The sequence below is a fragment of the Butyricicoccus intestinisimiae genome (assembly GCF_018918345.1).
GTDB lineage: Bacteria > Bacillota > Clostridia > Oscillospirales > Butyricicoccaceae > Butyricicoccus_A > Butyricicoccus_A intestinisimiae.
In genome coordinates this window covers 20,048-46,887 of record NZ_JAHLQI010000008.1, presented here as the reverse complement: position 1 = coordinate 46,887, position 26,840 = coordinate 20,048, and the positions used below count along the sequence as shown (strand labels likewise).

Sequence of the window (26,840 nt, the reverse complement as noted above, 5' to 3'; positions counted from 1 at the left end):
CCTTTCCTGTTTAGATGTCCAAAATATCTATATCCTCCAACACATCGTCGGTCTGGTTTTCTTCCTTTTGTTCTGCAAATACTTCTTTCACCAAGCGCACAACCGTCGGCGCATTCAAGATATCCGTCGCGTGAATGGTGCGCCCGAAGGCATCTGCAATCATGGCGAGCAGGCGCGGAATCTGCGCCGATGAGCCGCCGGAAAAAAAGAAATTATCCTGCTCTGTCAGCTGCGTGTTGTGAAGAACCGTCTGCCACAGCGCAAGCATTTTTTCTATGTGTTGCTTGTGCTCTTGGAACTCGTTTGCGCACGGCTGCATCTCCGGTTCGCGGTACGGGGTCAGCGCACCGCTCTCCAGCAGCTGCCGCAGCGTCTTGCGCCGGATTTTGCCGACGCTCGTCCGTGGGATTTGCTCCGGCGAGACGAATATCAGGACATCATAGCTGCATCCGAAATGCGCAATCAGTACCCGGTGCAGCTGCTCGCTGCACGCCGCCTGATTTTGTGGATCGCAAACGGCAAAGACCGCCAGTTTATCTCTTCCGCTGTGCGTATCCGGCAGCACCACGCAAACGACCTTCGCACAATCGCCTGACAGCTCTTGTAAGACGCACGCTTCCATCTCTGCGCAGGAAATATTGCGTCCGTTTCGGATAAAAATATCCTTTTGCCGTCCCACAATGACAAACGTGTCACCCTGCACAAAAATCTCGTCACCGGAGTGCAGCCATCCATCCGCGTCACAGCACATCTCATCGCATCCGCCGACATAGGTTTGTGCAACCGTGTCGCCGCGCACCAGCAGTTCTCCATATCCATCTTCCCGATACTGCACGCCGACTTCAACGCCTGCAATCGGTTCACCGGTCGAGCAGATGCTGCCGACAGACGCGTTATGTTTCCATCCCCGTGAGGTCAGCATATATCCTGCGGTCTCGGTCATGCCCCAGCCGACGTGAATCACATCATCTTGCAGACCAAACGGCGCCCACTGCTGGACAAAGTGCTCGCACGCCGTCCTCGTCACGGTCTCGCCTGCGCTGAACAGGCAGCGAATGCGAGAGAGATCGAGAGGACGCAGCGGTTTAATGTTAGCGTCAGTTAATTCGTAAGCAAAATTCGGCGCCCAACTGATCGTCACCTGATATGCACTTGCCAGCTGCATCCACTGCGCCGGTTCGGAAAGAATTCTGTTCGTGGAAATCTGAATTTGCGCACTCTGCATATATACCGGCAGCAAATGCGCCTGCACCATAGCAGCAGAGTGATCGAGCGGCATCCAATTCAGGAAAATATCTTCATCCGTGAACGGAAACGCGGCCGCATGTCCGGCAAGGTTTGCCCGCAGCATTCGCTCGGTAATCGGAACACCCTTTGGCTGTCCCGTGCTGCCGGAGGTAAACAGAATCATCATCACATGATCGTCGTCCAGCGGCTGCGCGTTCCATGCCTGCGCAGGCTGCGCCGTCAACTGCTCCGACGTTAAGATCGGCACACTGCCTACTTGCTCCAACCAATCGGTTATCATCACCTTGGGCTGCGCGATGCGCTGGATACTGGCAATTCTGCTCCGCGCTGCCTCCTCCTTCGGTCTGCCGAACGCCGTGCGCTCAATGGGAATCGCCTCCGCGCCGCTGAGCACGACACCCCAGAAGGCAGTCAAAAAGCTCGCTCTGTTGCACACGGAAACACACACACTGTCTCCGCAGCCAATGCCCATCGCCTGCAAATTTGCCGCCGCTTTTTCGGCGTTTTCCCGCAGCTCACGATAGGTCATCTCAACACAATCCTGTGGTTCGGACAAACAAATCAGCGTTCGTTCCTGCCACGCGCCCTCTCGCAGCAGCAGATCTCTGGCAAAGCGAATCGCACTCAGCGGTGTCGGTTTGCCTCGTCGCAGCACCACGGTCTGGCTCTCGCTCATTCGTTCTCTCCTCCCACGTAATAGACTTCATTGCCGCGTTGTTCCGGTGCCGTTCCCGGTGCCGTCGGCCATCCGATTGCCATCATTGCCCACACAATATGGTTGCGTGGAATATGATATTCCTCCAGCTTCGCACGAATGGTCTGCTCGTCGCACAGCGTCATCAACGCATTGAGCCACACGCTGCCCAAGCCCAGCGACGTCGCCGCCAGCATGATATTCTCTGCCGACACTGCGGCATCCTGAATGCCATCCTGATTGCGCCGATCGTTAGAGATCAAAATCAACAGCGGCGGATTCTCAAATCCGTTAAGCGGCAAGTTGTTCTTTGCCGTTGCCTCGTGTATTACCTGTTTGAATGCCGCGATTTCTTCAGCATCCTGTATAACTGTAAACCGGCGCGTCTTGAGATTTTTGCCGGACGGCGCGGCCTTGGCGCATTCCACCAGCACAGAAACCATCTGCGCAGGCACGGCTTTGTCCTGAAACTTCCGAATACTCCGGCGCTGAAAAATGGTCTCAATGGTCTCATTCGTGCTGCTCTGTATTTCCCAGTCGCGCTTGAGCGCTTTGCGGTCGGGCTTTCCCATAGCATTGCGCGGAATCGCGGACAAGCGGATGTATTCCTGCGGCACTTTGTGCTGCGGCAGCTCTCGGCTCAAATACATTTTCAGCTCGTCTGCCGAAACCGGATGATTTGCATCCTTTGCCACATAAAATAGAGCGGGAACCTGTCCCATGCTGCCCTTTTTATCCTCTACACCGAGCACCATGCACTCAGTGAGCCATCCGGATTGCATCACCTGTTCTTCAATTTCGCGCGGCGCAACCTTTTCGCCGCCGACATTGATGATGTCATCCGCTCGGCCGACCATGTACAAATATCCATCCGCATCACGCCAAACCAGATCATTGACCAGCATCCAGCCGTCGCGCAGGGTTTCTCGCGTCAGCTCCTCCTGTCCGTAATAGCCGGACATCTGCATACCGCCGCGCAGCGCGAGCCGTCCGACGGTATCCGGGCCAACGCCGTCCATTAGCTCTCCGTCCGCACCCACAATACCGACCTCAATACCGTCTAATGGCCGTCCGGCAGAGGTAATTTTGTCTGTCCGTTTGCTGACAGGGAGAAACAGGCAGCCGCCGCTCTCCGAGGAACCCCACGTGTTGTGAATCTCCGTGTTCGGCAGCAGGTCTAACAGCCGCTTGCGCAGCGGAACCGATACGGCTCCCGCGCTGAATTCGATATACCGCAAGCCGCCAAACATGCGCTTCACCTGCTCCTCTCCTACCGCGTGCAGCATGGTCTCCATCGCAACACTGACGCTGATTGCCGCGGTGCAGTGGAACTGCCGGATGTTTTCCGCCGTCTCTTTGACGGAAACAGCGCTATTTTGCAGCACGACTGTTGCACCAACTGCAAACGCGGAACGCAGCACGCGCAGAGCAAATGAGTGATTGAGCGGCAGGGGGATGAGCACGACATCGCTCTCTCGCATTCCGATGCCGTCTCTGGTATTTTTGATATTGCACCATAGAGCACCTGCCGTGTGCATGGCTCCCTTGGGGCGTCCGGTCGATCCCGTTGTGAAAATCAGTTCCAACAGCGTCGTCTCGTCAACCGGTGCAGCTTCTTCCAGCGGCGCCTGTACCATGGCGCATTCCATATCGTGGTATGGTACCGCTGTTACGCAAAAGTCCCGCACCGCCGATGCATGTAAATACAGGCGCGCGCCCGTCAGCTCGGTGATATAGTCCAGCACATGGCGTTTTTCTGCCCGCGCTACCGGAATCGTTACAGCACCGACTGCCTGTACCGCGAGAAATGCCGCGACAAAAATTGGCTTCGGTACCGCCTCCAGCATCACGCGGTCTCCCGGCTGCAAACCCATGCTGCGCAGCAGCGCGGTCATGCGCGCTGCGCTCTCATACAGCTTTCCATAGGTCAGGCATTCGCCGCGATAGATGACAGCCGGATGCTCCGGCCGGCTCTCTGCCTGCCGTCTTACCAGCTGAACCAGCGTATTCATATCTATCCATCCCCCTTACGATGCAGTCTCCAAAATACGATGCGCGAGCTTTTCAATGGTCTCGTTCTCGTAAATCTCATAAATATCAAAGTCAATGCCAAATTGCTGGTCAATCGGGTCCGCCATCATCTCAATGAGCAGCGAATTTCCGCCCAAATAAAAGAAGTCCTCGTCGTAAGCAATGCTATCCGAGAAATTCAAAATTTTCATCCAGAGCTTTTCCAAAAACTGCTCAACTTGAATCAGTTTTCCGTCTCCGTTTATCGGCGGCTCCGGTTTCATCTGCTCGTTCTGTGCCGATGCCTGTGCGAGATGCGGCATTTTGATTGGCTGCGCCAAATGCGGCAGCTGAATCGGCTCAGCTGGCGACGGAGCAGCCGGTGCCGATGTCGGCGGCACAACGCTCGGCGTCACGCCGGAAACGCGCTCCGCCTGCTTTTTTTCCGGTGTGATCCAGTGGCTGCACTTCTCAAACGCGTAGCCGGGCAGGCACACGCGCGGCTGCTTTTCCTGATAGAATACCTCCCAGTCGATGGATTTGCCGTTGTTGTACCAATCGACAAATAATCCTGCCATCTCGCGCGGACGCGCCACAGACAAGACCTGTACGCCCTCCAGGCAAACCAACTGGCGCAGAGCGCCCTTATGTCCAAAATCGACAACCAATAAGTTATTATCTTTTGCTAACTTTTCCAGCTGCTTGACCACTTTTGTATAATCATTGTCCGTCTGGTTTACAGCCGCCTGCAAATCCTCTATGCTCCGGCGTCCCGCGGCATACTGTACCACCGCCTTGCCGGCTTTGTCTGCCAGAACGTAATCCGGGGTCATGCCGCACGCAGTGAAATACCGATAGGCCGCGCACTTAAACGTCAGATCCGGTATACCAGTCTCCTTCCAGAACGAGCGCATACCGGGAAACAGTGTCTCATACGCCCCGCACTGCGCCTGCTCACAGTCCTCCTGTTTGAGCACAAATACAAGTTTCTTGGGCTGCGGCTCCGTTGTCGGGCGCATCATATCCAGCCGTTCTAGCAAATCCTGTTTGCTGTCGCAATAGACCAGCCGACGCACAGCACCGTCGTCGCGCGCTGTGTTCATTGTGTACACGGCGGCCGCGTAATCGGTCTTGCCGTCACGAAGCGCCTGCGCAAACCGCTCGCTGTTGCCATAGAAGGATTCCTCACTCTGGGCGCTCAGTTTGACGAGGCTCGGCGCGTCATTGCGCTCCTGTACCTGCTTGTTGGCATAGTTTTCTACCAAAACATGGACGTTGGTTCCACTGATTCCGAAACCGTCAATACCGGCAACCCGATGGCTTCCCGGTGAAAAATGTCGGGTTTCGGTCAGTGGAGTCAAACCCACCGAAGCGAAATCAATCAGGGCGTTCGCCTGCTGGAAGTTTGCCAGCGGATACGCCTCATCATAGCGGAAGCCCAGCAACACCTTTACCAGACTTGCCACACCGGCGGCTTCATACAAGTGTCCAATGTTGGTCTTGACCGCGCTGAGGTAAATCTCTTTTTTATCCAGCCCAGCGGCACGCAAATTTTCAAATAGCGCTTCTGCTTCGACAGAATCACCGATTTTGTTTCCAATGCCGTGCGCTTCAATCTCTGTGAGCTCCGGATTGCCGCTGTCGCGCCATGCCCGTTCAATGACCTGTCTCTGCGCCTCCGGACTCGGCATCGTCACCTTGCTGCACCGCGCGCCGTCACCGTTGACCGCGCCGGAGGTCAGCACGCCATAAATAAAATCCCCGTCGCGCTCTGCATCTTTTAATCGCTTGAGCAAAACAAAGGCAGCGCCTTCTCCTGCGCTCGTGCCGTCTGCCTGCTCATCGAATGCCTTACTACGGTACTCTGGAGACAATAAACCCATAGTCTGATATTTCTGTTTTTTCTTATCTTCGATGTCTGTGAACAGAGAAATGCCTCCGACCAGCGCATACTCCCATTCCTCCGTCATCAGCTTCATGCACGCATCGTGAATCGCTGCCAGCGAGGACGAGCAACCCGCGTCATACATCGCATTGGCCGCCCGCAGATCGAGAAAATATGCAATCTTTCCACAGATCATCAGTTTCATATTGCCCAGCACCGACAGAGACGTCGATGCGGCGCGCTCTTTGTTGTACGCGATTTCCGAGCTGGAAACCAACACGCCGCAATTTTTTCCGCGGAACTGCTCTAACGAATAACCTGCATTTAGTACGGCTTCGGTTGCAAGTTCCAAACCCAATCGCTGTTCCGGACTCATAAAATCCGCCTCTTTGGACGGAATGCCGAAATACTTGTGGTCGAAGCAGTCAATGTCCTCGATGCTTCCCAACTGAATGCAATCGGCATCCGGTTCTAAACCCAGCAGACGCTTGCGCTTTTCCGACACCTCCGCAATACAGTCCTGCTTTCGACTGAGCACGCGCCGGAAATCCAGCAGCGTTTCCGACTGGGCAAACCGCCCGCTCATGCCAATGACTGCGATTTGATGATACTGCATCGCTTTTTTACTCCTTTACTCCTGCTCAAATATCTAAAATCGTCATACTATCTCCGCCGCTTTCCTGTCGGATGATCTCCATGATCTCGTCACGGCTCTCCTCAAAGGTAAAATGATTGCCGCACACGGTCTTTAATACCAAACCGCCGTCGCAGTAATCCTTCCATTCCATGAGATCCGCTTCTCCGGTCAGCGTGTCCTGCTCGCCGCGCATGACAGTCAGCGGACACCCCAGCAAAAACGATTCGTGCTCGGAATGACTGTAATCCAACAACATCTGCTGATCATATTGGAAAATGTCCAGCGCGTCATTGGCAAAATCCACAATACGCGCGAGGTTTTCCTCTTTTCCGGCAAGTTCGCCACAGTCCTGCATCAGCTCATCCAGCGGGACGGGCTGAATACACTGCGTCTCATCAAATTTGTCAAACGCATGCTGTGTATACAATTCGGTAATTTGCCCTAAGCTCTCTGTGTGGGTAAACAGCTGTTCCGGAAAATATCGGACAAACATCTGTCGAATTTCTCCTCGGAACGAACGGTTCGCAAACACGGGTTCCGCAATCTTTCGATTTCCCGGAGATCCGATAGAGCTGCAAAAAAAGTGCTCAGGTTCCTTTTTTCCCAGCATCCGAAGCTTGCGGCACAATTCATAGCCAATAATCGCGCCAAAGCAGTATCCATAAATCACATAGGATTCGTCCGGCTTCAGCTGAATGTCTATCTTCTGAATCAGGACATCCACCAGCTCTTCCATCGTTTTGGCCGGAGCGTCCTTCTTTCGCATACCGCGTCCCGGAATTTCCAGCAGGCACAGTTTGAAATCTTCACTGCCGTTGAGTTCTTTCATCCACGGCAGAAACATCACTGCAGAGGCTCCGGCACCTGGAATACAAAATAATTTTTTCATATAGTCTAACTTCTTTCTCTATTTACTCACAGCAAAGTGTTTGATATAGCATCTCGCTGTTTATCTCACAAATATCCGTCGGTGCTTGTGCGCACACGCTGTAATACAGTCTCGGGTATCGCCCCCACGTCAGCACAGCATCACCAATGTCTCGGCTTCCGCACGGTTGTACACAACCGGAATAATCCAGCTCTCTCATATCGCGGCGCAGACCTACTCCTAAGTACTTGAGATAGCTTTCTTTTAAAGCCCAAAGCCGCGTAAAGGCGGCGTCCGCCTCCTCTTGCGGCAGGTTGCTCCGCTCTCGTTCATGCAGGCAGCGAGAATACAGCACCTGTGCATCCAGGATATCGTCTTGAATATCACATCCGACTTCCTGCATATCCACAGCGCAGAGAATTCCGCCGTGACAATGCGACCAGTTAAACCGCGGCATGGCTTTGTCAGTAAAGTACGGTTTTCCTGAATCTGCAGATCGCATCTCCGGCATCCTGCGTATGCCGAATTGCCTTTTCAGTGCATATTCCAACAGACAATAGGCTAATACGCAGTTTTTTCGATCTTCCTCTCGCCGATAACGCAGCATACGCTCCCGTCGATTCTCAGGCAAGATTTGTTCCAGCCGCCTATACTGCTCCGTCGGCATTCGCTGCGCATGGCGAAGGAGATACGCCGTCGGCTGATACACGATTTTCTTGCCTCCCTATCGCAACACGCTGTAATTGATTAATGTTAGTTAATTTAATTACTTGTTAATTACGCTATTTTTTGTTTCTTTTTCGACAAATTTCCCATTTTTGTTTCTTTATAGTTGGTTTTTCCGATTTCTTGGTAAGTCAACGCTAACTATATCTTACACCGATTTTATGCTTTGTCAATCCCTCGCTTCTGCTGGTCTCCTATCTCAACTTTCCGTTTTGCCTACAATTTGATTTCGGAATCAAGGCACTTTCCCTGCATTTATTCCCTTTGTGCTACCATTTTAATTCCAATTTGTATCTTTATTTCACGTATAGTTTTTTGTAGGAACAAGAAAATTATAGGAATATAGGTCTACAATTCTCTCATACAAAAAATCCTCAGAGGTTTCAACCTCTGAGGATTTCACTTGCATCCATGTACGTTTTTTCTCTTACATCAGCAGGAACTTTTCTAATGACAGCTCTCACAGTTCCCCATATTTTTCCTTATACCGCTTCAGCTGCTCCATCGCATTTACGAGATAGTCCGAGGCGGCCTTCTGGTCTCCCCACAGCTGTTCCGGAATCACTCGCTGCAATGCCTGCTTGGTCGGTGCTTTGAATACGGTCTTTGGCTTGGCATCCGTAAACAGAAACGCGGTGTCGTTCTCTGTCAGCACGTTGCTCTGCGCGTCTTTCGCCGCAGCGATGCGCATATCATACGCCGCCTTGAGGGCACGCAGGGCGGCAGTCGTCAGCTTTTTCTTGCAATAGCTTGCCAGCTGCCAGCCTTCCTGTTCACTTGCCTGCTTGAGCTTTTCCATTAAGGCGCGCTGGGTTTCCTTGTTCATGCGCGTCAGCGTCTGCGATGCCGTGCTCACAGGAATGCTTCCGCTGTCCGCCAAGTCAATAACTTCAGGAATGGCAATTTCCGGAATGAACTGCCGTGCGCACTTGATAAAGGACGGCGAGGTTTGATTCTGCTGTGCCAGCTCGGTCAGCGTGTCCGTTCCCTGAGCCGCCGCCTTTCCCTGATGCTTTTCCGCTTGAAACTGCATTTCAAACGCCATGCCCAATTCAGAGATCAATAATTGGTCTCTGCGGTGTACATTGGTCAAAACATAGGTCAAATCGCCCAGTGCAAAGGTGTTCGCCTTTACAGCTTGTAAGTCCAAAACCGTGGCGTTCAACGTGTTGCGCTCGGGATGTTTTTGCTGTACCAATCGCGCGGCGCGCGTGCGCTGCTTGCCGGACAGCACCTCATACATGCCCGGCTGCTGCTCAGATGGGAATACAATAATGTTCTCTACTTGTCCGTCCCGCTCCAAGCTGTTTGCCAGCTGCTCCAGCTTTTCCTGTGCGTAGTCATGGAAAATCGGATTGCCGTTCACATTTTCCCGATGATACGGAATCAGCTTGTCCAGCGGAATGCTGTGCGTCGAACGGTTGCGCTGATCCTGAATGCGCTGTGCTGTGCCGCCTGTCGGAATAATCGGTCTGCCGCCTCGTGCCATGTCACTTCACCGCCTTTATTAGTGCATCGGCAAATGCCGCATAGTCTTTGAGCGCATTGTTTTTGCGATGCATCTGAAATACATTGGTGTGCATGGCTTCCGCCTCACCGAACAGACCTTCCGCCAAACGAATCCATTCCGGAAATACCTGACAGCCCATCTGCTGGGCAATGGTCTCCAATTCGCCGGCAATCGCCTTGCAGGCGAGCACACGCTTGTTGGACATGGTAATCAGGAAGCCCAAGATGCGCAGCTTCGGATTGGTGTTCTGCACATAATACACGGTATCAAAAAATGTCGGGATGCCGCGGATGCTCTGTGCCGTCGCCTTGGTCGGAATGACAATATCATCCGATGCTTCCAGCGCAGCTGTTTGCAGCCAGCCGAGATTTGGCGGCGTGTCAATCAAAATAAAATCATACTGCCCGCGCACCTCGTCCACAATCTCTTTGATGGCAGAGGTGCCGAGACCCAAGCGGTCCATGTCATAGAGCAGGAACGAAGCGGTAATCAAATCTCCGGACGGCGTATGTACAATGCTGTCCGGCACGCTGAGATTCTCATCCATGATGAGATGGTACAGCGAAGCCTCTCTCCCCTCTTCCTGCTTCTCAAAATCAGAAACCATGTAGGAAGAAGCCGTTGCCTGCGGATCGGTGTCTATCACCAGCACGGTATAGCCGCGGCCAAGGAGACAGCCGGCGGTTGCGACAACCGACGTCGATTTTCCCACGCCGCCTTTCTGATTGGAAAACGCAATCACAGAACAGCTCATTTTCCCACTTCCTTTTCTTCTATCGCATCCATGCGTTCTTTCACGATCATACGAATGTAGCTTGCAACAGGTAAGCCCTTTTTCTCTGCTTCCCGTTCAATTTTGCTATATAATGCAGCCGGCCAGCGCACGGTTGTCATCTTTGTATTGCCTGCCATAAAAATCACCTCTTTATGCATCTATTATATGCCGTTTGTCATCTGTCCGTCAAGCAATACAAGTAAAAAGATTTCAATGAAATTCAAAAGAATCCGACAGCCGGCAGCATCCGCCGTGCTTATTCCCGTAATTTCGAAAATGGATATTACGGAAATCGAAATTACGGATTTGCGTACATATATAATACTATTTAAATATAAGACTAAGAGATATTATATTATTATTTATAAAAGACAGAGCAGTGCAGGCAAGTGAAGGTGAGATAAAGTGAGACAAGGCGAAAAAAGTCTTGACAAGTCGTCGGACGTCCGCTATAATAACGGTATACATAGTTAAATTTAAATATTCTTTTTTTTCTTATTTTCTTATCTTATCTTGTTTTTTTATCTTCTGCGCAATCATTGCGTCTGCAAAAGCATACAGGACATATCGTATACATCATGTCCCCCCTGATAGAAATGTATCCTTTTTGTATTGTAAGATTGTATGGAAGTGTTGTTAAAGGATAACAGCACTTTTTTTGTGCAGAGATTACGATACGGAGGTACCATCATGGGTGTAGCAGTCAATTTAACCATCAATCGAACAGAATATCAAACCGGTTTTACCAAGGTCCCGAACAGCTTAATTCATTCGCAAAAGATTTCTATGAAGGCGAAAATGCTGATGACCTATTTGATTGGTCAGCGCGACAGCTCTTTTACGCCTGTTTCGGAAAATGATCGGTGGACAATGACATTAAAAGGCCTGTCTCATGTGTTCAAAGAATCTATCGGCTGCATCAAGCGCTGTATGGATGAGCTCATGCGAGAGGGCTTTGTTGTGCGCGTAGACGTGTTAAGCAAGCGAAATTTGCGCATTCGCAGCGAATATGTGGTATTTGAGGAGCCAATCGCAGACGTTGACGGCAAACCGCGCCGTATTCGGGAAGAAGAATTAAATAAGGGCGTAACCCTGCTCTCTGTTGCCAATCCGAACGGAAATGTATCCGATGCACAGAGCAAGGAGCTGGAAAAAGACGCTTGCAGAGAAGTTGTCAAGGAAATGATTGAAGAAGATACGCTCCGTGAAGATTTCTCTCCGGAAGAGGCGGAGGAAGTGACGGATGCTATCTGTGATGCGGTTTGCGACGACAAAACCATTTATATTGACGGGGATTCTGTCACGCCGGAGGCGTGCAAGGAAGCCCTGTTTAAGCTGTCTCGTCAGGATGTCACAAAGATTTTGGATACGGTTCGACTGCGAAAAGACATCAGAAATCGCAAGCATTACGTCCTTGCCATGCTGTATCGGGCTGGTGCACATAAAAACTTTTCTACCGGAGAACGCTATGCAGCTATGGATGAGATGCAATTGCTGCTCGCTGCCGTGCGCCGTGGAGAACTGATAGACTGGTGGAACGATACCTTTGAACAGCTGACGCCGCTGACGCAGTATTTGGCAAAGGAGTATATTTATCATACGTTTTCGCAAGAGGAAGCCCTGCTGGACAGTTTGGAGCAACAGCTAAAGGGGCTCTATGTCCGTTGGTCACTGTAAATACAAAAGAATACGTTTGCATGATATAAAAACAACCCGCACGAGAAGTATATCCTGATATACCTCGTGCGGGTTGTTGTGCTGTTACTTCCGTTAATTGTTAACGGAAGTGTATCGACAAATTTCGAGACATAGTAAAACACGCTATACAAGACACAATCATTAAAAGCCTTGCACAGCGTGTTCTACATCTTATCTTTTTTATCTTCTTCGAGTATTATACAATGGATTTCCGAAAAAAGCAAGTGTTTTTTTTCGACAAATGAAAAAAAATTTCGACAGCGCGAAACAACGCGAAAAACAGGGTTGTTTTCAAAAAAAAGACTTCCGTTAATCGTTAACGGAAGTGGATACGCGCTTCTTTCCTTCCGGTGCGGACTTCCGTTAATTGTTAACGGAAGTGGATACGCGCTTCTTTCCTTCCGGTGCGGACTTCCGTTAATTGTTAACGGAAGTGGAATGTGTGCTTCTTCCCTTCCGGTGCGGACTTCTGTTAATCGTTAACGGAAGTGGATGCGCGCTTCTTCCCTTCCGGTGCGGACTTCCGTTAATTGTTAACGGAAGTGGAATGCGCGCTTCTTCCCTTCCGGTGCGGACTTCCGTTAATCGTTAACGGAAGTGGATGCGCGCTTCTGCCCTTCCGGTACAGACTTCCGTTAATCGTTAACGGAAGTGGATGCGCGCTTCTGCCCTTCCGGTACAGACTTTCGTTAATTGTTAACGGAAGTGGAATGCGCGCTTCTTCCCTTCCGATGCGGACTTTCGTTAATTGTTAACGGAAGTGGATACGTGCTTCTTCCCTTCCGGTGCGGACTTCCGTTAATCGTTAACGGAAGTGGATACGTGCTTCTTCCCCTCCGATGCGGACTTCCGTTAATTGTTAACGGAAGTTGATGTGCGCTTCTTCCCCTCCGGTGCGGACTTCCGTTAATTGTTAACGGAAGTGGATACGTACTTCTTCCCCTCCGATGCGGACTTCCGTTAATTGTTAACGGAAGTGGATGCGCGCTTCTTCCCTGCCGGTACAAACTTCCGTTAATTGTTAACGGAAGTGGATGTGCGCTTCTTCCCTTCCGGTGCGGACTTCCGTTAATTGTTAACGGAAGTGGATGCGCGCTTCTTCCCTTCCGGTGCGGACTTCCGTTAATTGTTAACGGAAGTGGAATGTGTGCTTCTCTCCTTCCCATGGTATAATCAAATCAACAGATAGAAAAATCAAAGAGAAGGAGAATGCATATGTATGACTTTCATACAGACGCAAAACTATTGTGGGAGTATCATCATCTCTATCAGCCCTTGCAAAAGGCGGATTGTATTCTTGGTTTTGGCAGTCATGACCTGCATGTTGCCGAACGGGCAGCCGCGTTGTATCTTGCCGGATATGGGGAATACATTATTTTTACTGGTGGGTTCGGTCGTATCACCAAACAGATTTGGAACAAGCCGGAAGCGATAAAATTTGCTGAGATAGCAGGGAAAAGGGGAGTGCCTCAGGAGAGAATTCTTACCGAATCGGAATCAACGAATACCGGAGAAAATATCCGCAATACGAAGCGCTTACTGCAACAAAAGCAGCTGTCATTTTCCAACTATCTGATTGTGGATAAACCGTTTAAGGAACGGAGAATCTATGCAACACTCAAGAAACAATGGAGCGACTTAGATTTTCGCGTGACCTCTCCGCAGAATACTTATGAGGAATATTACCGGTATTATCAGCAATCAGAGCAACTGCATGTTGCCGATTTTCTCAATATTCTGGTCGGTGATTTGCAGCGCATTGATCTGTACGGCAGGAATGGATTTCAAATCCCGCAGGAGATTCCGCCTGATGTATGGGCAGCATATCGGAGACTGGCAGACGCTGGATTTGACAAGCAGCTCATAGCGGGCTGCTCGTGAACATCAGCGTCCGCACAGCGGCGCCGGGGTGGAAGCTGTCCTGATTCTTGTGAGATAAAAAATGCATGGATGCAAACGAACAGCTCAGAGGTTCTGATATGCTCCCTATATAGCGAACAGTGAAGTAAAAACACTGAAAGCTATATAGGGAGCATCTTTGTATGAGAAGAGAAAAAATATCATCTGCAGTCAAATAAAACGTAATAAAAGAGATAGAATCCGGAAGACTATCGCAGGGCGAAGCCGCCAAAAGACTTGGCGTAGATAAGTCAACTATTAAGTACCGAAACTGCGGGTGCACTCGCAATGCGTCCAATCCGCAGTATGTGGCAGAGAATGTGCTAGGCCGTGATTTCCATGCGCCAAAGCTGAATGTGAAGTGGCTTACCGATGTTACAGATGTTACAGAGTTCAAATGGTATGAGGACACGGAAGTCCACAAAGTCCATTTAAGCGCTATCCTTGACCTGTACGACAGACGTATTGTTTCGTATATTATTAGCGACCACAATGACAATCCTATTGTATTCAACACATTTAAGGCTGCGGTGAAAGCCAATCCAGACGCACAAACGCCGATGTCTTGGCAAGCGTACCAAAATATGCAGAAAAAAATTGGATAAGATGCCTATTGAAATTGTTACAAGATGGAATATAATAGAAACAACTTAAATAAAAAGTTTTATAAAAGTTTATTTCTAATTAAATTCGCACAAAAATACGCGGATGTATTTGGGAAAAATAACCAAGGTTCGGCGATTTTCCGCGCGATGGAAAATGGGTGGACCAATGCATTTCTGGTTCGCTGAAAAAACAAGCATTAAGATTTTGTTTATCTCCTCGTAAAATAAAGGCACAAAAGATCAAAACGCTGATGCAGCGTGATCCAACGTGAAAAGAGGAGGAGATTCTTATGAATGAAAATTGGCTGAATCTGGACGGTGCGGTTGTTGTAGTGACCGGCGGCGCATCCGGTATCGGCAAACATGTTGTGGACACCCTTGTAAAGGTAGGCGCACAGGCGGTTGTCGTTGACATGAACGTACAGACCGGTGACCAGATGGACGGTGCATATTGTGTTCAGTGCAATGTCACGGACGCGGCAAGTGTACAGGCAATGGCAGACGCTGTTGTGGAAAAGTTTGGGCGCATTGATGCGCTGGTCAACAATGCAGGCATCAACCTGCCGCGGCTGCTCGTCGATGTCAAGGGCGAAAAGCCGGAGTATGAATTGAATGATGCGTCGTTCGGCAAGATGTTCGCCGTCAACGTCAAAGGTGTGTTCCTGTGTGCGCAGGCTTGTGCCAAGCAGATGCTCAAGCAGGGAAAGGGCGTTATTCTGAACATGTCCTCGGAGTCCGGCAAGGAGGGCTCGCAGGGACAGTCCGCATATTCCGCGACAAAGGGCGCTGTGGACAGCTTCACCCGCTCCTGGGCAAAGGAACTGGGCAAGTACAACATTCGCGTGCTGGCTTGTGCGCCGGGCATTATGGAAGCAACCGGCCTGCGCACCGCAGCATATAATGAGGCACTGGCATATACCCGCGGCGTCAAGCCGGAAGAATTGTCCACCGACTACACAAAGGTGATTCCGATGGGCAGAGACGGAAAATTGGATGAAGTCGGCGATTTGGTCGCTTATCTGATATCCGACCGTGCCAGCTACATTTCCGGCACAACCATCAACATTTCCGGCGGTAAGTCCCGCGGATAACATCAAAAAACGAGGCAAAGGAGCGCGATTGACATGAAAAGTTTATTTGGAGACAATCGCGTAGCCAATTTACTGATGCAGCTCAATAAGACACCTGTTATCACGGTAAGTGCTCTTGCTTCGCGTCTGAATGTCAGCGAACGAACCATCCGCAACGACATCAAACAAATCAATCAGGAATTACAGGATTGTGCCGTGATCGAAGGCACGGGCGGAAAATATAGCCTGCGTGTGTTTCAGCAAGATCGGTTTATGCAGATGCTGACGGAGATGATGCAGACGGATGACTTTATGAATTCTTCGCGCAACCGCATGGATTATCTGTTCGGCAAGCTGATGCGCGCCGAACAGCCGGTGCTCACGGACGACCTCGCCTATGAGATGAATGTCGGCAGAACCACGCTCATGAGTGACTTGAAAAAGTTGCGGGAGGAAATCGAGCCGTATCATTTGCAAATCATTGGAAAGACAAGCAGAGGTCAGGTGCTGAGCGGGAGAGAAATGGACATCCGCAGATATGTTCTGGACGGGTTGTATGACAGCATCTATCGGGAATATCCACTGGACGAGGAATTGCGCGCGGAAATCGAGCGGGCGTTTCGGGAAAATCATTTCGAAAAATGTGTGTGCACATCGTTTGAACACGTGGTCACGCTCATGCTTGACCGATTCCTCAACGGACATGATATTGGGATGCTTCCGCAAAACTATTACGACCTGACAGCCAGACAGGAATTTGTCATCGTTGACGCGCTGATGGATCGAATCGGTGAGATTTTACAAATTCGGATTCCCTTAGAAGAAAAGCTGTTTGTGCTTTTGCCGGTCATCGGCATGCGGACACCGGCGGATATGCACGATGCCCGTGCGATTGAACTGGATGAAACGGTTCGCCCGCTGCTGCAGCGCATACAGCTGCGCATCCACATGGAGTTGGGCATCACCGTAGAAAGCGGAGAATTTACGGAAGAATTTCTCTATCATATGATGTTTATGCTCAATCGGCTGCGCTTTCATGTGCCGCTGAAAAATCCCATGCTGGATGATCTGCGGGAAAAATATCCGCTGGCATACCGCATGGCGGGCATTGCGGCGGCCGTCGTGGAAGAAGAATACGGATTGGCGGTCAGTGACGATGAACGAGGATATTTGGCATCGTATTTCGGCGTCTTTTTGGCAGAGAGCGACTTGAAGCAGAAAAAACCGTTTCGCATTGCGCTGGTCTGCGGCACTGGACGCGTGACGGCGCGATTGGTTGCCGTTCAGCTCAAGCGCATTTTGGACAGCTCCACGGAGCTGGAATTGTTCGCTGATGAAAAAGCAACATCGGAGCTGTTAGATGGTTTTGATATCGTTTTGTCTACCGTAGACCTGTCGTGTGCTTGTCACCGTCCGGTCATTCGCATCCATGAGATTTTCAACGATCAGGAGCTGCTGCACAAGATAGAAAAAGCAAAATACTGGGATCACGTCGATGTTCCGGTATTGGACAGCAATTGGTTCGTCATGACCGGATTGATGGATGAGAGTCGGTTTTTCGTCTTGGATGATGTCGCAGATTATCCGGCCGCTGTGAAACAAATGGTCAGCCGTCTGACACAGGACGGACAGCTGGATGCCGCGTTTGCCGACCGGTTGGAAGAACGGGAGCGCAAGGGAACAATGGTATTTGGAAATTCCGTTGCGATTCCGCACAGTGTACAGTATGCAAGCGACAAGCTGGTGCTGGCGGTGGGCGTTGTGCCGCAGGCGATTGAGCATAAGGGGAAGGAAATCCGCGTCATCTTTCTCTTGGGTCTGCCGCGGCTGGTGCAGGCGGATGACACGCTGCTCATTCGTGTATATGATGAAATCATTAGTATAACAAAGGATACCGAGCTGCTGAACAAGGTCAGTGCAGCAGCAACATTTTCCGATTTGCTCCGTGTGCTGTATCGCAACATGGGAGTAATCTGAACAAATCTACAGAACGGAGGAACACAGATGACAAAGCTCTTGCTGATCGTAGCGGCTGCATTTGTTTTGCAGATCGTGTTGAGCATGGCGCAGATGAAGCACTTTTCCAAGGAATTTGTCAAATTGCGTCGACAGGGGAAAGTGGCTTGCGGACGCAAGGCAGGCGGACTTCGAGCGGGAGCCATCGTTATGTTCCTGCTCGACGAAGATGGAATCGTGCGCTGCGCCAAGAAGATGGAAGGCGTTACCTGCCTGGCGCGGGTCAAGCCGCTGCCGGGATTTGAAGGGCGCGATATCCGCACGCTGACCGCGGGCGATGTGCCGAAGAGCCATAAAAATCTCGGAAAAGCGGTGGAGGATGCCTCGCTGACCTTCCGCAAATTTACCGCCGGCGAGATCATTCCGGAACCGCCGTCCCCATTCCGAAAGCTCGGGCAGTCTGTAGGTGTTGTGAGAAAAACAATTTCGTAACAGAAAGGCGGATATAGTATGGAGTCTATCGTAAATATTGCATCTGGTTTTATGAATTTGTTCACCCTCGGCGGCGAACAGTTTAAAAACTGGGTTGTCGGCATCGTCCCGACCATCACAGTTTTGTTGGTATTGATGAACGCAATCATCGCGTTGGCAGGTCAGGATCGCGTAGACAAGCTGGCTCGTGTATGCACGAGCAACCCGCTTCTGCGTTATGCCGTGCTGCCGTGGGTTTCTGCGTTTATGCTGGGCAACCCGATGGCACTGTCCATGGGCAAGTTTATGCCGGAGTATTACAAACCGAGCTACTATGCAGCAGCAACCTATCATTGCCACACCAACAGCGGCATTTTCCCGCACATCAATGCATCGGAGATCTTTATCTATCTCGGCATTGCGAACGGTCTGACCACACTGGGACTGGACACGACACCGCTTGCCATTCGCTATTTGCTGGTTGGTCTTGTCTGCAACTTTATCTCCGGCTGGTCGACAGATTTTACCACAAAGATTGTAGAGAAACAGCAGGGTGTCAAGCTGAGCCGCAAATTGAAGGGCGAAGCATAACAGAGAAGGAGAAGAGAGTATGGCAGAATTTCGTTCCATCAAGGTAGAAAAAGGCAGCGGCGGCTTCGGAGGCCCGCTGATTATCACACCGACCGAGAAGAAAAACAAGGTCATGTTTATTACGGGCGGCGGCACAGAGCCGGAGTGCCTGCAAAAAATCGTCGAACTCAGCGGCTTGACACCGGTCAACGGCTTCAAGACCAACTGTCCGGAAGAGGAACTGGCACTGGTCATCATTGACTGCGGCGGTACCCTGCGCTGCGGCATCTATCCGAAAAAGCGCATTCCGACGATCAACACCAATCCGGTCGGCAAATCCGGCCCGCTGGCACAGTTCATCAAGGAAGACATTTATGTATCCGGCGTCACCTCGGCACAAATCTCTCTGGCAGACGGCAGCGCCCCTGCCGCACAGACAGAGGAACAGCCGCAGAAAAAAGAAGTCAAATTCTCCGCGGACAAGAAGGTATCCGAAACCCTCGCTGCACAGGAGAAAAAGAGCATTATCACACGCATCGGCTTGGGCGCAGGCAAGGTTGTTGCCACCTTTAATCAGGCGGCGCGTGACGCCATTCAGACGATTATCACAACGATCCTGCCGTTCATGGCATTCGTTTCCATGCTCATCGGCATTATCAACGGCTCCGGATTCGGCAATGCATTTGCTTCTATTTTGACGCCGCTGGCAGGTAATATTGTCGGTCTGGTCATCTTGGGCATTATCTGCTCGATTCCTGGTCTGTCTGCACTGCTTGGCCCTGGTGCGGTTATTGCACAGATTGTCGGCTCTCTGATTGGTGCTGAAATCGGCAAGGGAAATATCGCCCCGCAGCTGGCACTGCCGGCACTGTTTGCCATCAACACGCAGGGCGCTTGTGACTTCATTCCGGTTGGTCTGGGTCTCGCAGAGGCAGAGACGGAAACCGTAGAAGTCGGCGTTGTATCAGTAATGTATTCTCGATTCCTGACCGGCTGGCTGCGCGTACTTATCGCGTATGCAGCAAGCTTCGGTCTGTATGCAGCATAAAACGGAGGAAATTACAATGAAAATCATTTATGAAAATCAGGTAAAGGCGCTGGGCGCTTGTGTGGACGAATTTCAGGAAGCCGGACTGTTCATTATCTTCGGCGACAATGCACCGGACGAACTGAAGGACTACTGCTATTCGGTATCCGTCAACCCGATTCAGGGTACGATCGCCGCAGGTCAAGTATTGAAGGTGGATGATGCCTTGTACCGTATCACCGCTGTCGGCTCGGAAGCGCCGCACACGCTGGAAGGCTTGGGACATTGCACCATCAATTTCAGCGGGCAGACCACGGTAGACCTGCCGGGTACGATCTACGTGGAAAACAAGCCGATGCCGAAGCTTTGCGTCGGTACCGTGCTGCAAATTATCGAAGAATAAACACCGGTAACGATTGATTTTTTTCGAAAAACAGGATAAGATTACTCTAATCAATACTTTTAGAAAAGAGGAAATCTAAATGCCTGGGACTCACACCGGAAACAAACAGACGCAAGCACGGATTTTCCATTTGCTGCTTGCGGAACAATCGCTGACACGGCAGGAAATCGCGGAAACGCTGCATTTGAGTATGCCGACCGCGCTGCAGAACATCACAGAGCTGCTGCAGCGCGGTTTGCTGGAGGAATGCGGTGTCATCCAATCGACAGGCGGACGCAAAGCCAAAAAGATCTGCGTCCGTGCGCAGGCAGGCAAAACCATTGGCATTGACATCGCCCTGCATCACATAGAGCTGGTCGTGACGAATTTGAAAGGCACCGTGCTGTGTCAAAAGCAGCTGTCGATGGTGTTTCGTGATGAGCCGAGCTGGTATCAGCAATTGCGCGAACAACTGATGCAGTTTCTTGCGGAAAATCAGCAGGATTCGGCACAAATTCTCGGCGGCGGCATCTCGTTTCCCGGCATTGTGGATGAAGCGGCAGGGCAGATTTCACGCTCCCATGTCCTTTCTCTGCAAAATGTCAGTCTGGATTGGTTTAAAAAATATATTCCGTTTCCTGTTGTCGTGGCAAATGACGCCAATTGTGCGGCATTTGCAGAACAGTCTCCGACACGCTGCGACTATGTCTATCTCTCCCTCAATGAATCGGTCGGCGGTGCCATTGTGAAAAATGGTCAGTTGTATCTCGGTGATACCTGTCAAGCGGGGGAAATCGGGCATATGCTGCTCATTCCGGGCGGAAAGCAGTGTTACTGCGGGAAATATGGCTGTGCCGATGCATATGTATCGCCCAATGCGCTGACCACATGGGGACAGACTGTCGGTGATTTCTTCGTGGAGCTGCAAAGCGGTTCCCAACGAGCGCAGACAGCTTGGAACGAATATCTCGATCATCTCGCCGTGCTCATCACCAATCTGCATATGCTGTTCAATGCACATATCATCCTTGGCGGTGCGGTGGGAGGTTATATGGAGCCGTATCTGCCGCAGCTTCTGAAGATTGCGGAAAACTATGACCATTTTGTACGGGAAATAGACTATATTGATGTGTGCCGCGTGAAAACCTGTGCTTGTGCGGCAGGCGCCGCAAAGCTCGCTTTGCAGAAATATTATATGCGATTGTTTGCATGATATTTTTGCGGCACATCATCGGATTTTGACGATATCATCTATGATCCGGACGGATTTCATGCGCGTCCGGCAGGCAGCCTCATAAAAGAAGCGCCGAAAACTTATGATAGGCTTCTCTATTTTTCTAACTTTATTTATTCCCAGCCGCTGTGGGCGGACGGCTCGCAGCGGCAACGCAGGCAACGCGGATATACAGGCAAACAAAATTAACAATATTACTGGAACACGAACAAATCAACAATTGTATATCATGCGTGAAAACACCGCCGCAGAGATTTCTCTGCGGCGGTGTTGTTGTTTCTGCATTTTATCGGCGCAGTGGAATGCCGCTTGTGCAGCAAGCAAAGACTTGCTATAATACACAGAAAGCAAGGAGGGCAGTGCCATGGCAATTTTTCAGCCGCAGCCGCAATTTCATGACAACATCCTGCAGTCTGTTCCGCAGCTCATTGATGCCGAGATGCAGGACATGGAGCACACGCGGTTAACCCGTGCGCATGAAGGGCTTGAAACCCAACCATATTTTGCCGGAAGGCTTTGGCATGTACGCGAGATAACAAAACGACAAAAGGAACCATTGCTGCCAATGGTTCCTTTTGCTTGGTAAAGAATAGTTAGAAAACGGATGCCTTAACCGGCAAGTCCGATTGGAGAAAACAGAGTGTACAGCGCCAGCATGAGCACAATGCAGATGATGGCTGCCTTCTTGCCGTGCTTCCACGGTGCCATGTCTACAACCTGCGCATCCTTCATGACATACGGCTGCGCCGTTGGGCGAACCTTGCCCATAATCAGCTGGAATGCGATCTGGAACACGAACAGGAAGAACAGAACATACAGGTAATGACAATGAATCGGGAACAGCGGGGTCTTGGTCAGCGAGTACAAAACGACGTGCAGAACCAGACCAGCCTTCGGTGCGATCGGCGGGGTGTACTTGGTGAACATGCCGATGATCACGGTCGCCAGAATCGGCACGTTGAAGAAGCCGAAGCAGGACTGCAGGAAGTCATACAGACCGGACGGAGCCAAGCTGACAACCGGCGCGATGCAAATGGAAATGATTGCGAGCACGATGCCGAAGCGCTTGCCGATGCGAACCAGATATGCGTCCGAAGCGTTCGGGTTGAACAGCGGGCGATGCAGATCCAGCGTGTACAGGGTGATGCAGGAGTTGAGCGCGGAGTTGAACGACGAGAGAATCGCGCCGAACAGAACGGCTGCGAAGAAGCCGAGCAGCGGCTTTGGCATCATGGTGATAATCAGTGTCGGGTACGCGAGGTCGGAGGTCTTTTCCAGAGCGGCAACCTGATCGCCGGACAGCAGACCGTTGTGCGCCATGTAAAATACCAGCAGACCGCAGATAGCGATAAACAGCGGGGTGATAATCTTGAGTGCAGCGGCGTAAATTGCGCCCTTCTGTGCCTCAGCGAGGTTCTTTGCACCCAGTGCGCGCTGAATAATTGTCTGATTGGTAGCCCAGTAGAACAAGTTGTTGACAACCATGCCTGTGAACAGCACCGGCCACGGAATCATCGGAGCCTGTGCGTTTGCGGGGTTGATTGCGTTGAACTTTTCCGCCGGAATTAAGTTGATAAAGTTGTGGATGCCGTCGACAAAGCTGCCGTGACCGAATGCACACACCGTGATGACCGGCAGCGCGATGCCGCCGATAATCAGACCGATGCCGTTGACGGTATCGGATACGGCAACCGCCTTCAGGCCGCCGAAGATGGCGTAAATCGCACCGACAATACCGATGGCAGTCGCCGTGATGGTAACGCCCTGCAGTTCAGAGACCTGCAGCAGACCGCTGATGTTGAAAATCTGGTTGAACACCAGAGCGCCGGAGTACAAAACCGTCGGCAGGTAGGTGAGCAGGTAGCCGAGCAGCAGCAGCAGTGTGATGAGCTTGCGCAGACCGGAATCATAGCGCTGTTCCAAAAATTCCGGAATCGTGGTCAGACCCATCTTTAGATAGCGCGGAACGAACACAAACGCCAGAAGAATCAGCGCGATACAGGACGTGGACTCCCAAGCCATCGGGCCCATGTTGGTCGCATAGGTCTGGCCTGCCTGTCCGACGAGCTGTTCGGTTGATAGATTGGTCAGCATCAGGGAACCGGCAATGACCGGACCCGTCAGGCTTCGGCCGGCGAGAAAATATCCGTCTTGGGTGTCCAAGTTTTCTTCGCGCGTCTTAAATGCTGCGATAACAGCAACCAAAGCCGTAAAGAGTAAAAACGTAATGACGATAAACATATTGGATCTCTCTCCTTATTTTGCAGAATTTGTTTTTATTTAGAACAAATTTGCGAATCCATTTTGCAAGATTTGTTTTTATTTGAAACAAATTTGCGAATCCTTTTTGCTTCTATCCTGCCTCCCGCACCCCCTGTTCCCATGCAGGGGGGTGCGGGAGGCTATGTTCACAGCAGCATCAATCGTCGCTGCTGACGGACAGCATCTCTCCGGATTCAAAAGATTCCTTGCAGGCATATGCTGCGCGCGATACGGCAGTGCCGTCGTATACAGTGACCTCCGGCTTGCGGCCGTCACGGATGCAAGCGACAAATTCCGCAATTTCGTTGATGTATGCCTGATGCCAGCGGCTCAGGAAGTCTGGGTAGTATTCCGAACGCGCACCGGCGCCGTCAATGATCTGGAGCAGGTTTCTGCTGCCGACGTTTGCAATGCGCAGCGTGCCCTTTGTGCCGATGATTTCGGTCTCTACGTTGCAGCCCGCGCCGTGCGTGCGGTTGGTGAACATGAAGCCCATCGCGCCGTTGTCACACTGTACGGTAGCGGCGGCGTTGTCGGCGTCGTTGAGTTCCCGATACAGGTCAAATTCAAAGACACCGCCGAGACCCCAAACCTTCTTGACCTCGGAGCCGGTGAACCAGCGAATCAGGTCGAGATCGTGGACACACATGTCGAGGAACTGGCCGCCGGAATGCGGGGCAAACTTGAGCGTACCCTCGATGGTGGTGCGCGGGTCCTGCGTGTAGGAGCGAACCAGAACAACCTTGCCGATTTCGCCCGCTGCAATGCGGCGCTTTGCCTCTGCATACGATTCATCGAAGCGGCGCATGAAGCCGAGCATGAACACGCGGTCCGGATGCGCCTCTACTGCCTTCTCTGCAACCTTGCACTTGGCAATGGTGGTGTCCAGCGGCTTGTCGCAGAATACGTGCTTGCCGGCATCCAGTGCAATCTTGATCTGGTCTGCGTGGAACATGGACGGGGAGACGATGACAATGGCATCCAGCTCCGGATTTGCGCACATTTCCTCAAAATTGGTGTAGGTGTACGCGACGTCAAATTCTGCGGCTACGTCCTTTACGCGCTGTGCGTCAATGTCGCAGATTGCGGTCAGCTGTGCGCCGGGAATGCTGGTGGCAATGTTTTTTGCGTGCTCATAGCCCAGACGGCCCAGACCGACGGAACCAATTTTAACAACCTTTTTCATGTGAATTTTCCTCCTGTTTATTGATACATCTCTGGCTTCTCCGGAAGAACAATGTCCTCCGGCTTTCCGGTTTGTCTCGAACGAATCAGTGCGTCGCCGGTCACACAGGCAACGTATCCGTCCCAAGCGGACGGACCGGTCGGTGCGCCGTTCAGCAGGCTCTTTGCCCATTCCTGGAACTCGATGTCATAGGCTTCGATGAAGCGATCCTTCCAGTCCGTCATGAGCGGCGTGTGAATGGCAGCGGCTGCCCGCTTGGTCACGCTGGTCGGGTCGGGCAGGGAGACGATGCCGTCCTCGCCGACAACATGGCACTGGATGTCATAGGCATACGCGCCGTCGGTCTGCACTTCGACGTCGATGCGCTGACCCGAACGGGTGGTGAGCATCATAATCTGCGGGTTGAGCCATTCGCCGCTTGTCCGGCTGCTCTGGCGCACGCCCAGAACTTGTGCGGTCGCGTACTCGTCATCCAGAAGCCAGCGGCAAATGTCGATTTCGTGGATGGCAACGCGGGTGACCGCATAATCGGTCTCAAAGCCCGGCGCCTGCGACATGTTGCGGTGCGCGGCGTGAATCATGAGCGGCGCGCCGATTTCATTGCTGCTGATGGCGTGCTTCATCGCCATATAGCCTCTGTCGTAGCGGCGCATAAAGCCGACCTGCACCAGCTTCTTTCCGGCAGCCTGCTCGGCGGCGATGATTTGCTGGCATTCCTCTGCGGTCTGCGCCAACGGCTTTTCACAGAACACAAATTTCTTGTGGCGGATTGCCTCCAAAACGTAGGCGGCGTGAGACGGGTCTGCAGAGGTGACCACAACGGCATCGACATCCGGAGAGGCGATCAGATCTTCTCCGGTCTGAAATGCGGTGCAGTGAAACATCTCTGCGGCGCTCTGCGCTGCCGGCAGGAAATAATCCGCAACGCCTGTCACGATGGTTTCCGGAACGACATCGGTGAGCCGGCGCAAATGCTCTTTTCCAATTGCGCCGCAGCCGATGACGCCTACACGGAGCTGCTGTTTCATGAAAATCTTCCTTCCTTACTGGTTTGTTGTGGGTATATAATAACATTAAAATAATGTGAAATCAAGTCGAAAACGTAAGTGAGCAATAAAATGAAAAGAACCCGTCCAGCCGGTTTTCGTTTGCGATTTCCTGCGCAAGAACGAGGTATTTGCTCCAGACCACTGGTGAAAATAGTCAATCAAAGGCGCGCACAAGATAGTTTTTTCGGTATTGTGACGGAGGCATGCCGACATTCTTGGCAAATTGGAAGTTAAAATAGCTCTGTGTGTCGAATCCGACCGACTCCGCAATCTTGGCAATGGTGGTGTCGGTGGAAATGAGCAGCGTCTGCGCCTCGCCGAGCCTGCGCCGCAGCAGATACTTCATCGGCGCATAGCCCATGAGATCCTTGAACACGTGACACAGATAATAGTGGCTGACGTGCAGATGCTGGCCGATGTCGGTGAGCGTGATCGGCTCCGTGTAGTGGGCGTCCAGATACTGCTTGACGTCCAGCGCGAGCTCCAGACGCTTGCTCTTGCCAATTGGTTTTTGCGGCGCATCCGCGGCGAGCGTGAGCGCCTGCACGAGCAGTGCTTCCATCATATTGTGGCAAAAAACCGAGGCGTTCGGATAGTCGGAGGACAGCTGTTTGAACATCAATTCGAACAGAAAACGCACGGATTCGAAGTGTTCTCCGCAGGAAATGACACAATTCCTGTCATCTGCGAGCAGCGCATTGGGACGGAGACCGGGCATGTGCAGCCCGCTGAGCGTGATGCAGTACATGCCGATAGGGTTGTCCGCGCTGGAAATTTCATCGTGAATGACGCCGGAATTATAGATGAGCAAATCGCCGGCGGAGACCGGAACGTATCGGTCGTGAATAAAGAATTTACCAGAGCCGCTGTACATCAGCGCCAGCTCCACGGCATCGGCATGTGCATGGAGCATGCGTGGGTACATGCTGGTCTGCGGGCGAATGTTGCTGACATAGAGCAGCCGCGGCTGGTTGGTTCCGGTGAAAACCGGCTGATACTGCTGCTTCACAGCACACTGGACATGCAGAGGATCGAACTTGGACATACTAAACTCCTATTCCCGTGAATTTTATTATGT

23 protein-coding genes are annotated in these 26,840 nt (G+C 51.6%); 11 read left to right on the top strand and 12 right to left on the bottom strand.

Annotation, left to right across the window (positions count from 1 at the left end; all coding sequences use genetic code 11):
- Positions 1-10 precede the first annotated feature (10 nt).
- The 8 genes from KQI75_RS12500 to KQI75_RS12465 form a co-directional block, all read right to left on the bottom strand.
- Positions 11-1,924, bottom strand: coding sequence for a non-ribosomal peptide synthetase (locus tag KQI75_RS12500; RefSeq protein ID WP_216471147.1), 1,914 nt, complete (start codon positions 1,922-1,924; stop codon positions 11-13).
- Entirely contained in the window at positions 1,921-3,954 is a 2,034-nt protein-coding gene (locus KQI75_RS12495; RefSeq protein WP_216471145.1) for an AMP-binding protein, read from the bottom strand. Before KQI75_RS12495 ends, KQI75_RS12500 begins: the two co-directional genes overlap by 4 nt.
- Positions 3,955-3,969: 15 nt before the next feature.
- Positions 3,970-6,453: a type I polyketide synthase gene (locus KQI75_RS12490; protein ID WP_216471143.1), complete on the bottom strand. Its 2,484-nt coding sequence runs from the start codon at positions 6,451-6,453 to the stop codon at positions 3,970-3,972.
- A 25-nt stretch (positions 6,454-6,478) separates the two neighbouring features.
- Entirely contained in the window at positions 6,479-7,363 is an 885-nt protein-coding gene (locus KQI75_RS12485; RefSeq protein WP_216471142.1) for a thioesterase II family protein, read from the bottom strand.
- A 22-nt stretch (positions 7,364-7,385) separates the two neighbouring features.
- Positions 7,386-7,844, bottom strand: coding sequence for a 4'-phosphopantetheinyl transferase family protein (locus tag KQI75_RS12480; RefSeq protein WP_216471141.1), 459 nt, complete (start codon positions 7,842-7,844; stop codon positions 7,386-7,388).
- A gap of 684 nt (positions 7,845-8,528) precedes the next feature.
- Positions 8,529-9,557, bottom strand: coding sequence for a ParB/RepB/Spo0J family partition protein (locus KQI75_RS12475; RefSeq protein WP_216471138.1), 1,029 nt, complete (start codon positions 9,555-9,557; stop codon positions 8,529-8,531).
- 1 nt (position 9,558) lies between these two features.
- Complete coding sequence (locus KQI75_RS12470; protein ID WP_216471136.1) at positions 9,559-10,332, bottom strand: ParA family protein; 774 nt, start codon at positions 10,330-10,332, stop codon at positions 9,559-9,561.
- Complete coding sequence (locus KQI75_RS12465; protein ID WP_216471135.1) at positions 10,329-10,490, bottom strand: hypothetical protein; 162 nt, start codon at positions 10,488-10,490, stop codon at positions 10,329-10,331. The genes KQI75_RS12470 and KQI75_RS12465 overlap by 4 nt, the downstream gene beginning before the upstream one ends.
- Positions 10,491-11,043: 553 nt before the next feature.
- Here KQI75_RS12465 and KQI75_RS12460 point away from each other — a divergent pair.
- The 11 genes from KQI75_RS12460 to KQI75_RS12410 all read left to right on the top strand — a co-directional run bounded on the left by KQI75_RS12460 (position 11,044) and on the right by KQI75_RS12410 (position 21,851).
- Positions 11,044-12,030 carry a DUF6017 domain-containing protein gene (locus KQI75_RS12460; RefSeq protein ID WP_216471133.1) on the top strand — a complete coding sequence of 329 codons (987 nt, stop codon included), beginning with the start codon at positions 11,044-11,046 and terminating at the stop codon, positions 12,028-12,030.
- A gap of 1,236 nt (positions 12,031-13,266) precedes the next feature.
- The gene (locus KQI75_RS12455) at positions 13,267-13,932 is read left to right on the top strand and encodes a YdcF family protein (RefSeq protein WP_216471132.1); all 666 of its coding nucleotides are present in this window, start codon (positions 13,267-13,269) and stop codon (positions 13,930-13,932) included.
- Positions 13,933-14,270: 338 nt separating this feature from the next.
- A complete protein-coding gene (locus tag KQI75_RS12450; RefSeq protein WP_216471130.1) occupies positions 14,271-14,555 on the top strand; it encodes a hypothetical protein in 285 nt (94 codons plus the stop codon).
- Positions 14,556-14,845: 290 nt separating this feature from the next.
- Positions 14,846-15,646, top strand: coding sequence for an SDR family oxidoreductase (locus KQI75_RS12445; protein WP_216471129.1), 801 nt, complete (start codon positions 14,846-14,848; stop codon positions 15,644-15,646).
- 33 nt (positions 15,647-15,679) lie between these two features.
- On the top strand, positions 15,680-17,602 hold the full coding sequence (locus KQI75_RS12440) for a BglG family transcription antiterminator (protein ID WP_216471127.1): 1,923 nt from the start codon (positions 15,680-15,682) through the stop codon (positions 17,600-17,602).
- A 27-nt stretch (positions 17,603-17,629) separates the two neighbouring features.
- Positions 17,630-18,073, top strand: coding sequence for a transcriptional regulator GutM (locus tag KQI75_RS12435; protein ID WP_216471125.1), 444 nt, complete (start codon positions 17,630-17,632; stop codon positions 18,071-18,073).
- An 18-nt stretch (positions 18,074-18,091) separates the two neighbouring features.
- Positions 18,092-18,643 (top strand): PTS glucitol/sorbitol transporter subunit IIC, encoded by a 552-nt coding sequence (gene srlA, locus KQI75_RS12430; RefSeq protein ID WP_216471124.1) that lies wholly within the window; start codon positions 18,092-18,094, stop codon positions 18,641-18,643.
- A gap of 19 nt (positions 18,644-18,662) precedes the next feature.
- Positions 18,663-19,670, top strand: a complete 1,008-nt coding sequence (gene srlE, locus KQI75_RS12425) for a PTS glucitol/sorbitol transporter subunit IIB (RefSeq protein ID WP_216471122.1) — start codon at positions 18,663-18,665, stop codon at positions 19,668-19,670.
- Between the two features lie 16 nt (positions 19,671-19,686).
- Positions 19,687-20,052 carry a PTS glucitol/sorbitol transporter subunit IIA gene (locus KQI75_RS12420; RefSeq protein ID WP_216471120.1) on the top strand — a complete coding sequence of 122 codons (366 nt, stop codon included), beginning with the start codon at positions 19,687-19,689 and terminating at the stop codon, positions 20,050-20,052.
- A 79-nt stretch (positions 20,053-20,131) separates the two neighbouring features.
- Positions 20,132-21,244, top strand: coding sequence for an ROK family transcriptional regulator (locus tag KQI75_RS12415; protein WP_216471119.1), 1,113 nt, complete (start codon positions 20,132-20,134; stop codon positions 21,242-21,244).
- A 385-nt stretch (positions 21,245-21,629) separates the two neighbouring features.
- Positions 21,630-21,851, top strand: coding sequence for a hypothetical protein (locus KQI75_RS12410; protein WP_216471117.1), 222 nt, complete (start codon positions 21,630-21,632; stop codon positions 21,849-21,851).
- A gap of 23 nt (positions 21,852-21,874) precedes the next feature.
- On the opposite strand, the gene KQI75_RS12405 is transcribed toward KQI75_RS12410, so the two are convergent.
- From KQI75_RS12405 to KQI75_RS12390, 4 genes are all read right to left on the bottom strand, one after another.
- The gene (locus KQI75_RS12405; RefSeq protein WP_216471116.1) at positions 21,875-23,506 is read right to left on the bottom strand and encodes a solute:sodium symporter family transporter; all 1,632 of its coding nucleotides are present in this window, start codon (positions 23,504-23,506) and stop codon (positions 21,875-21,877) included.
- Positions 23,507-23,684: 178 nt separating this feature from the next.
- Positions 23,685-24,713 (bottom strand): Gfo/Idh/MocA family oxidoreductase, encoded by a 1,029-nt coding sequence (locus KQI75_RS12400; RefSeq protein WP_216471115.1) that lies wholly within the window; start codon positions 24,711-24,713, stop codon positions 23,685-23,687.
- Positions 24,714-24,730: 17 nt separating this feature from the next.
- Positions 24,731-25,741 carry a Gfo/Idh/MocA family oxidoreductase gene (locus KQI75_RS12395; RefSeq protein WP_216471114.1) on the bottom strand — a complete coding sequence of 337 codons (1,011 nt, stop codon included), beginning with the start codon at positions 25,739-25,741 and terminating at the stop codon, positions 24,731-24,733.
- Between the two features lie 175 nt (positions 25,742-25,916).
- A complete protein-coding gene (locus tag KQI75_RS12390; RefSeq protein ID WP_216471113.1) occupies positions 25,917-26,807 on the bottom strand; it encodes a helix-turn-helix transcriptional regulator in 891 nt (296 codons plus the stop codon).
- Positions 26,808-26,840 lie beyond the last annotated feature (33 nt).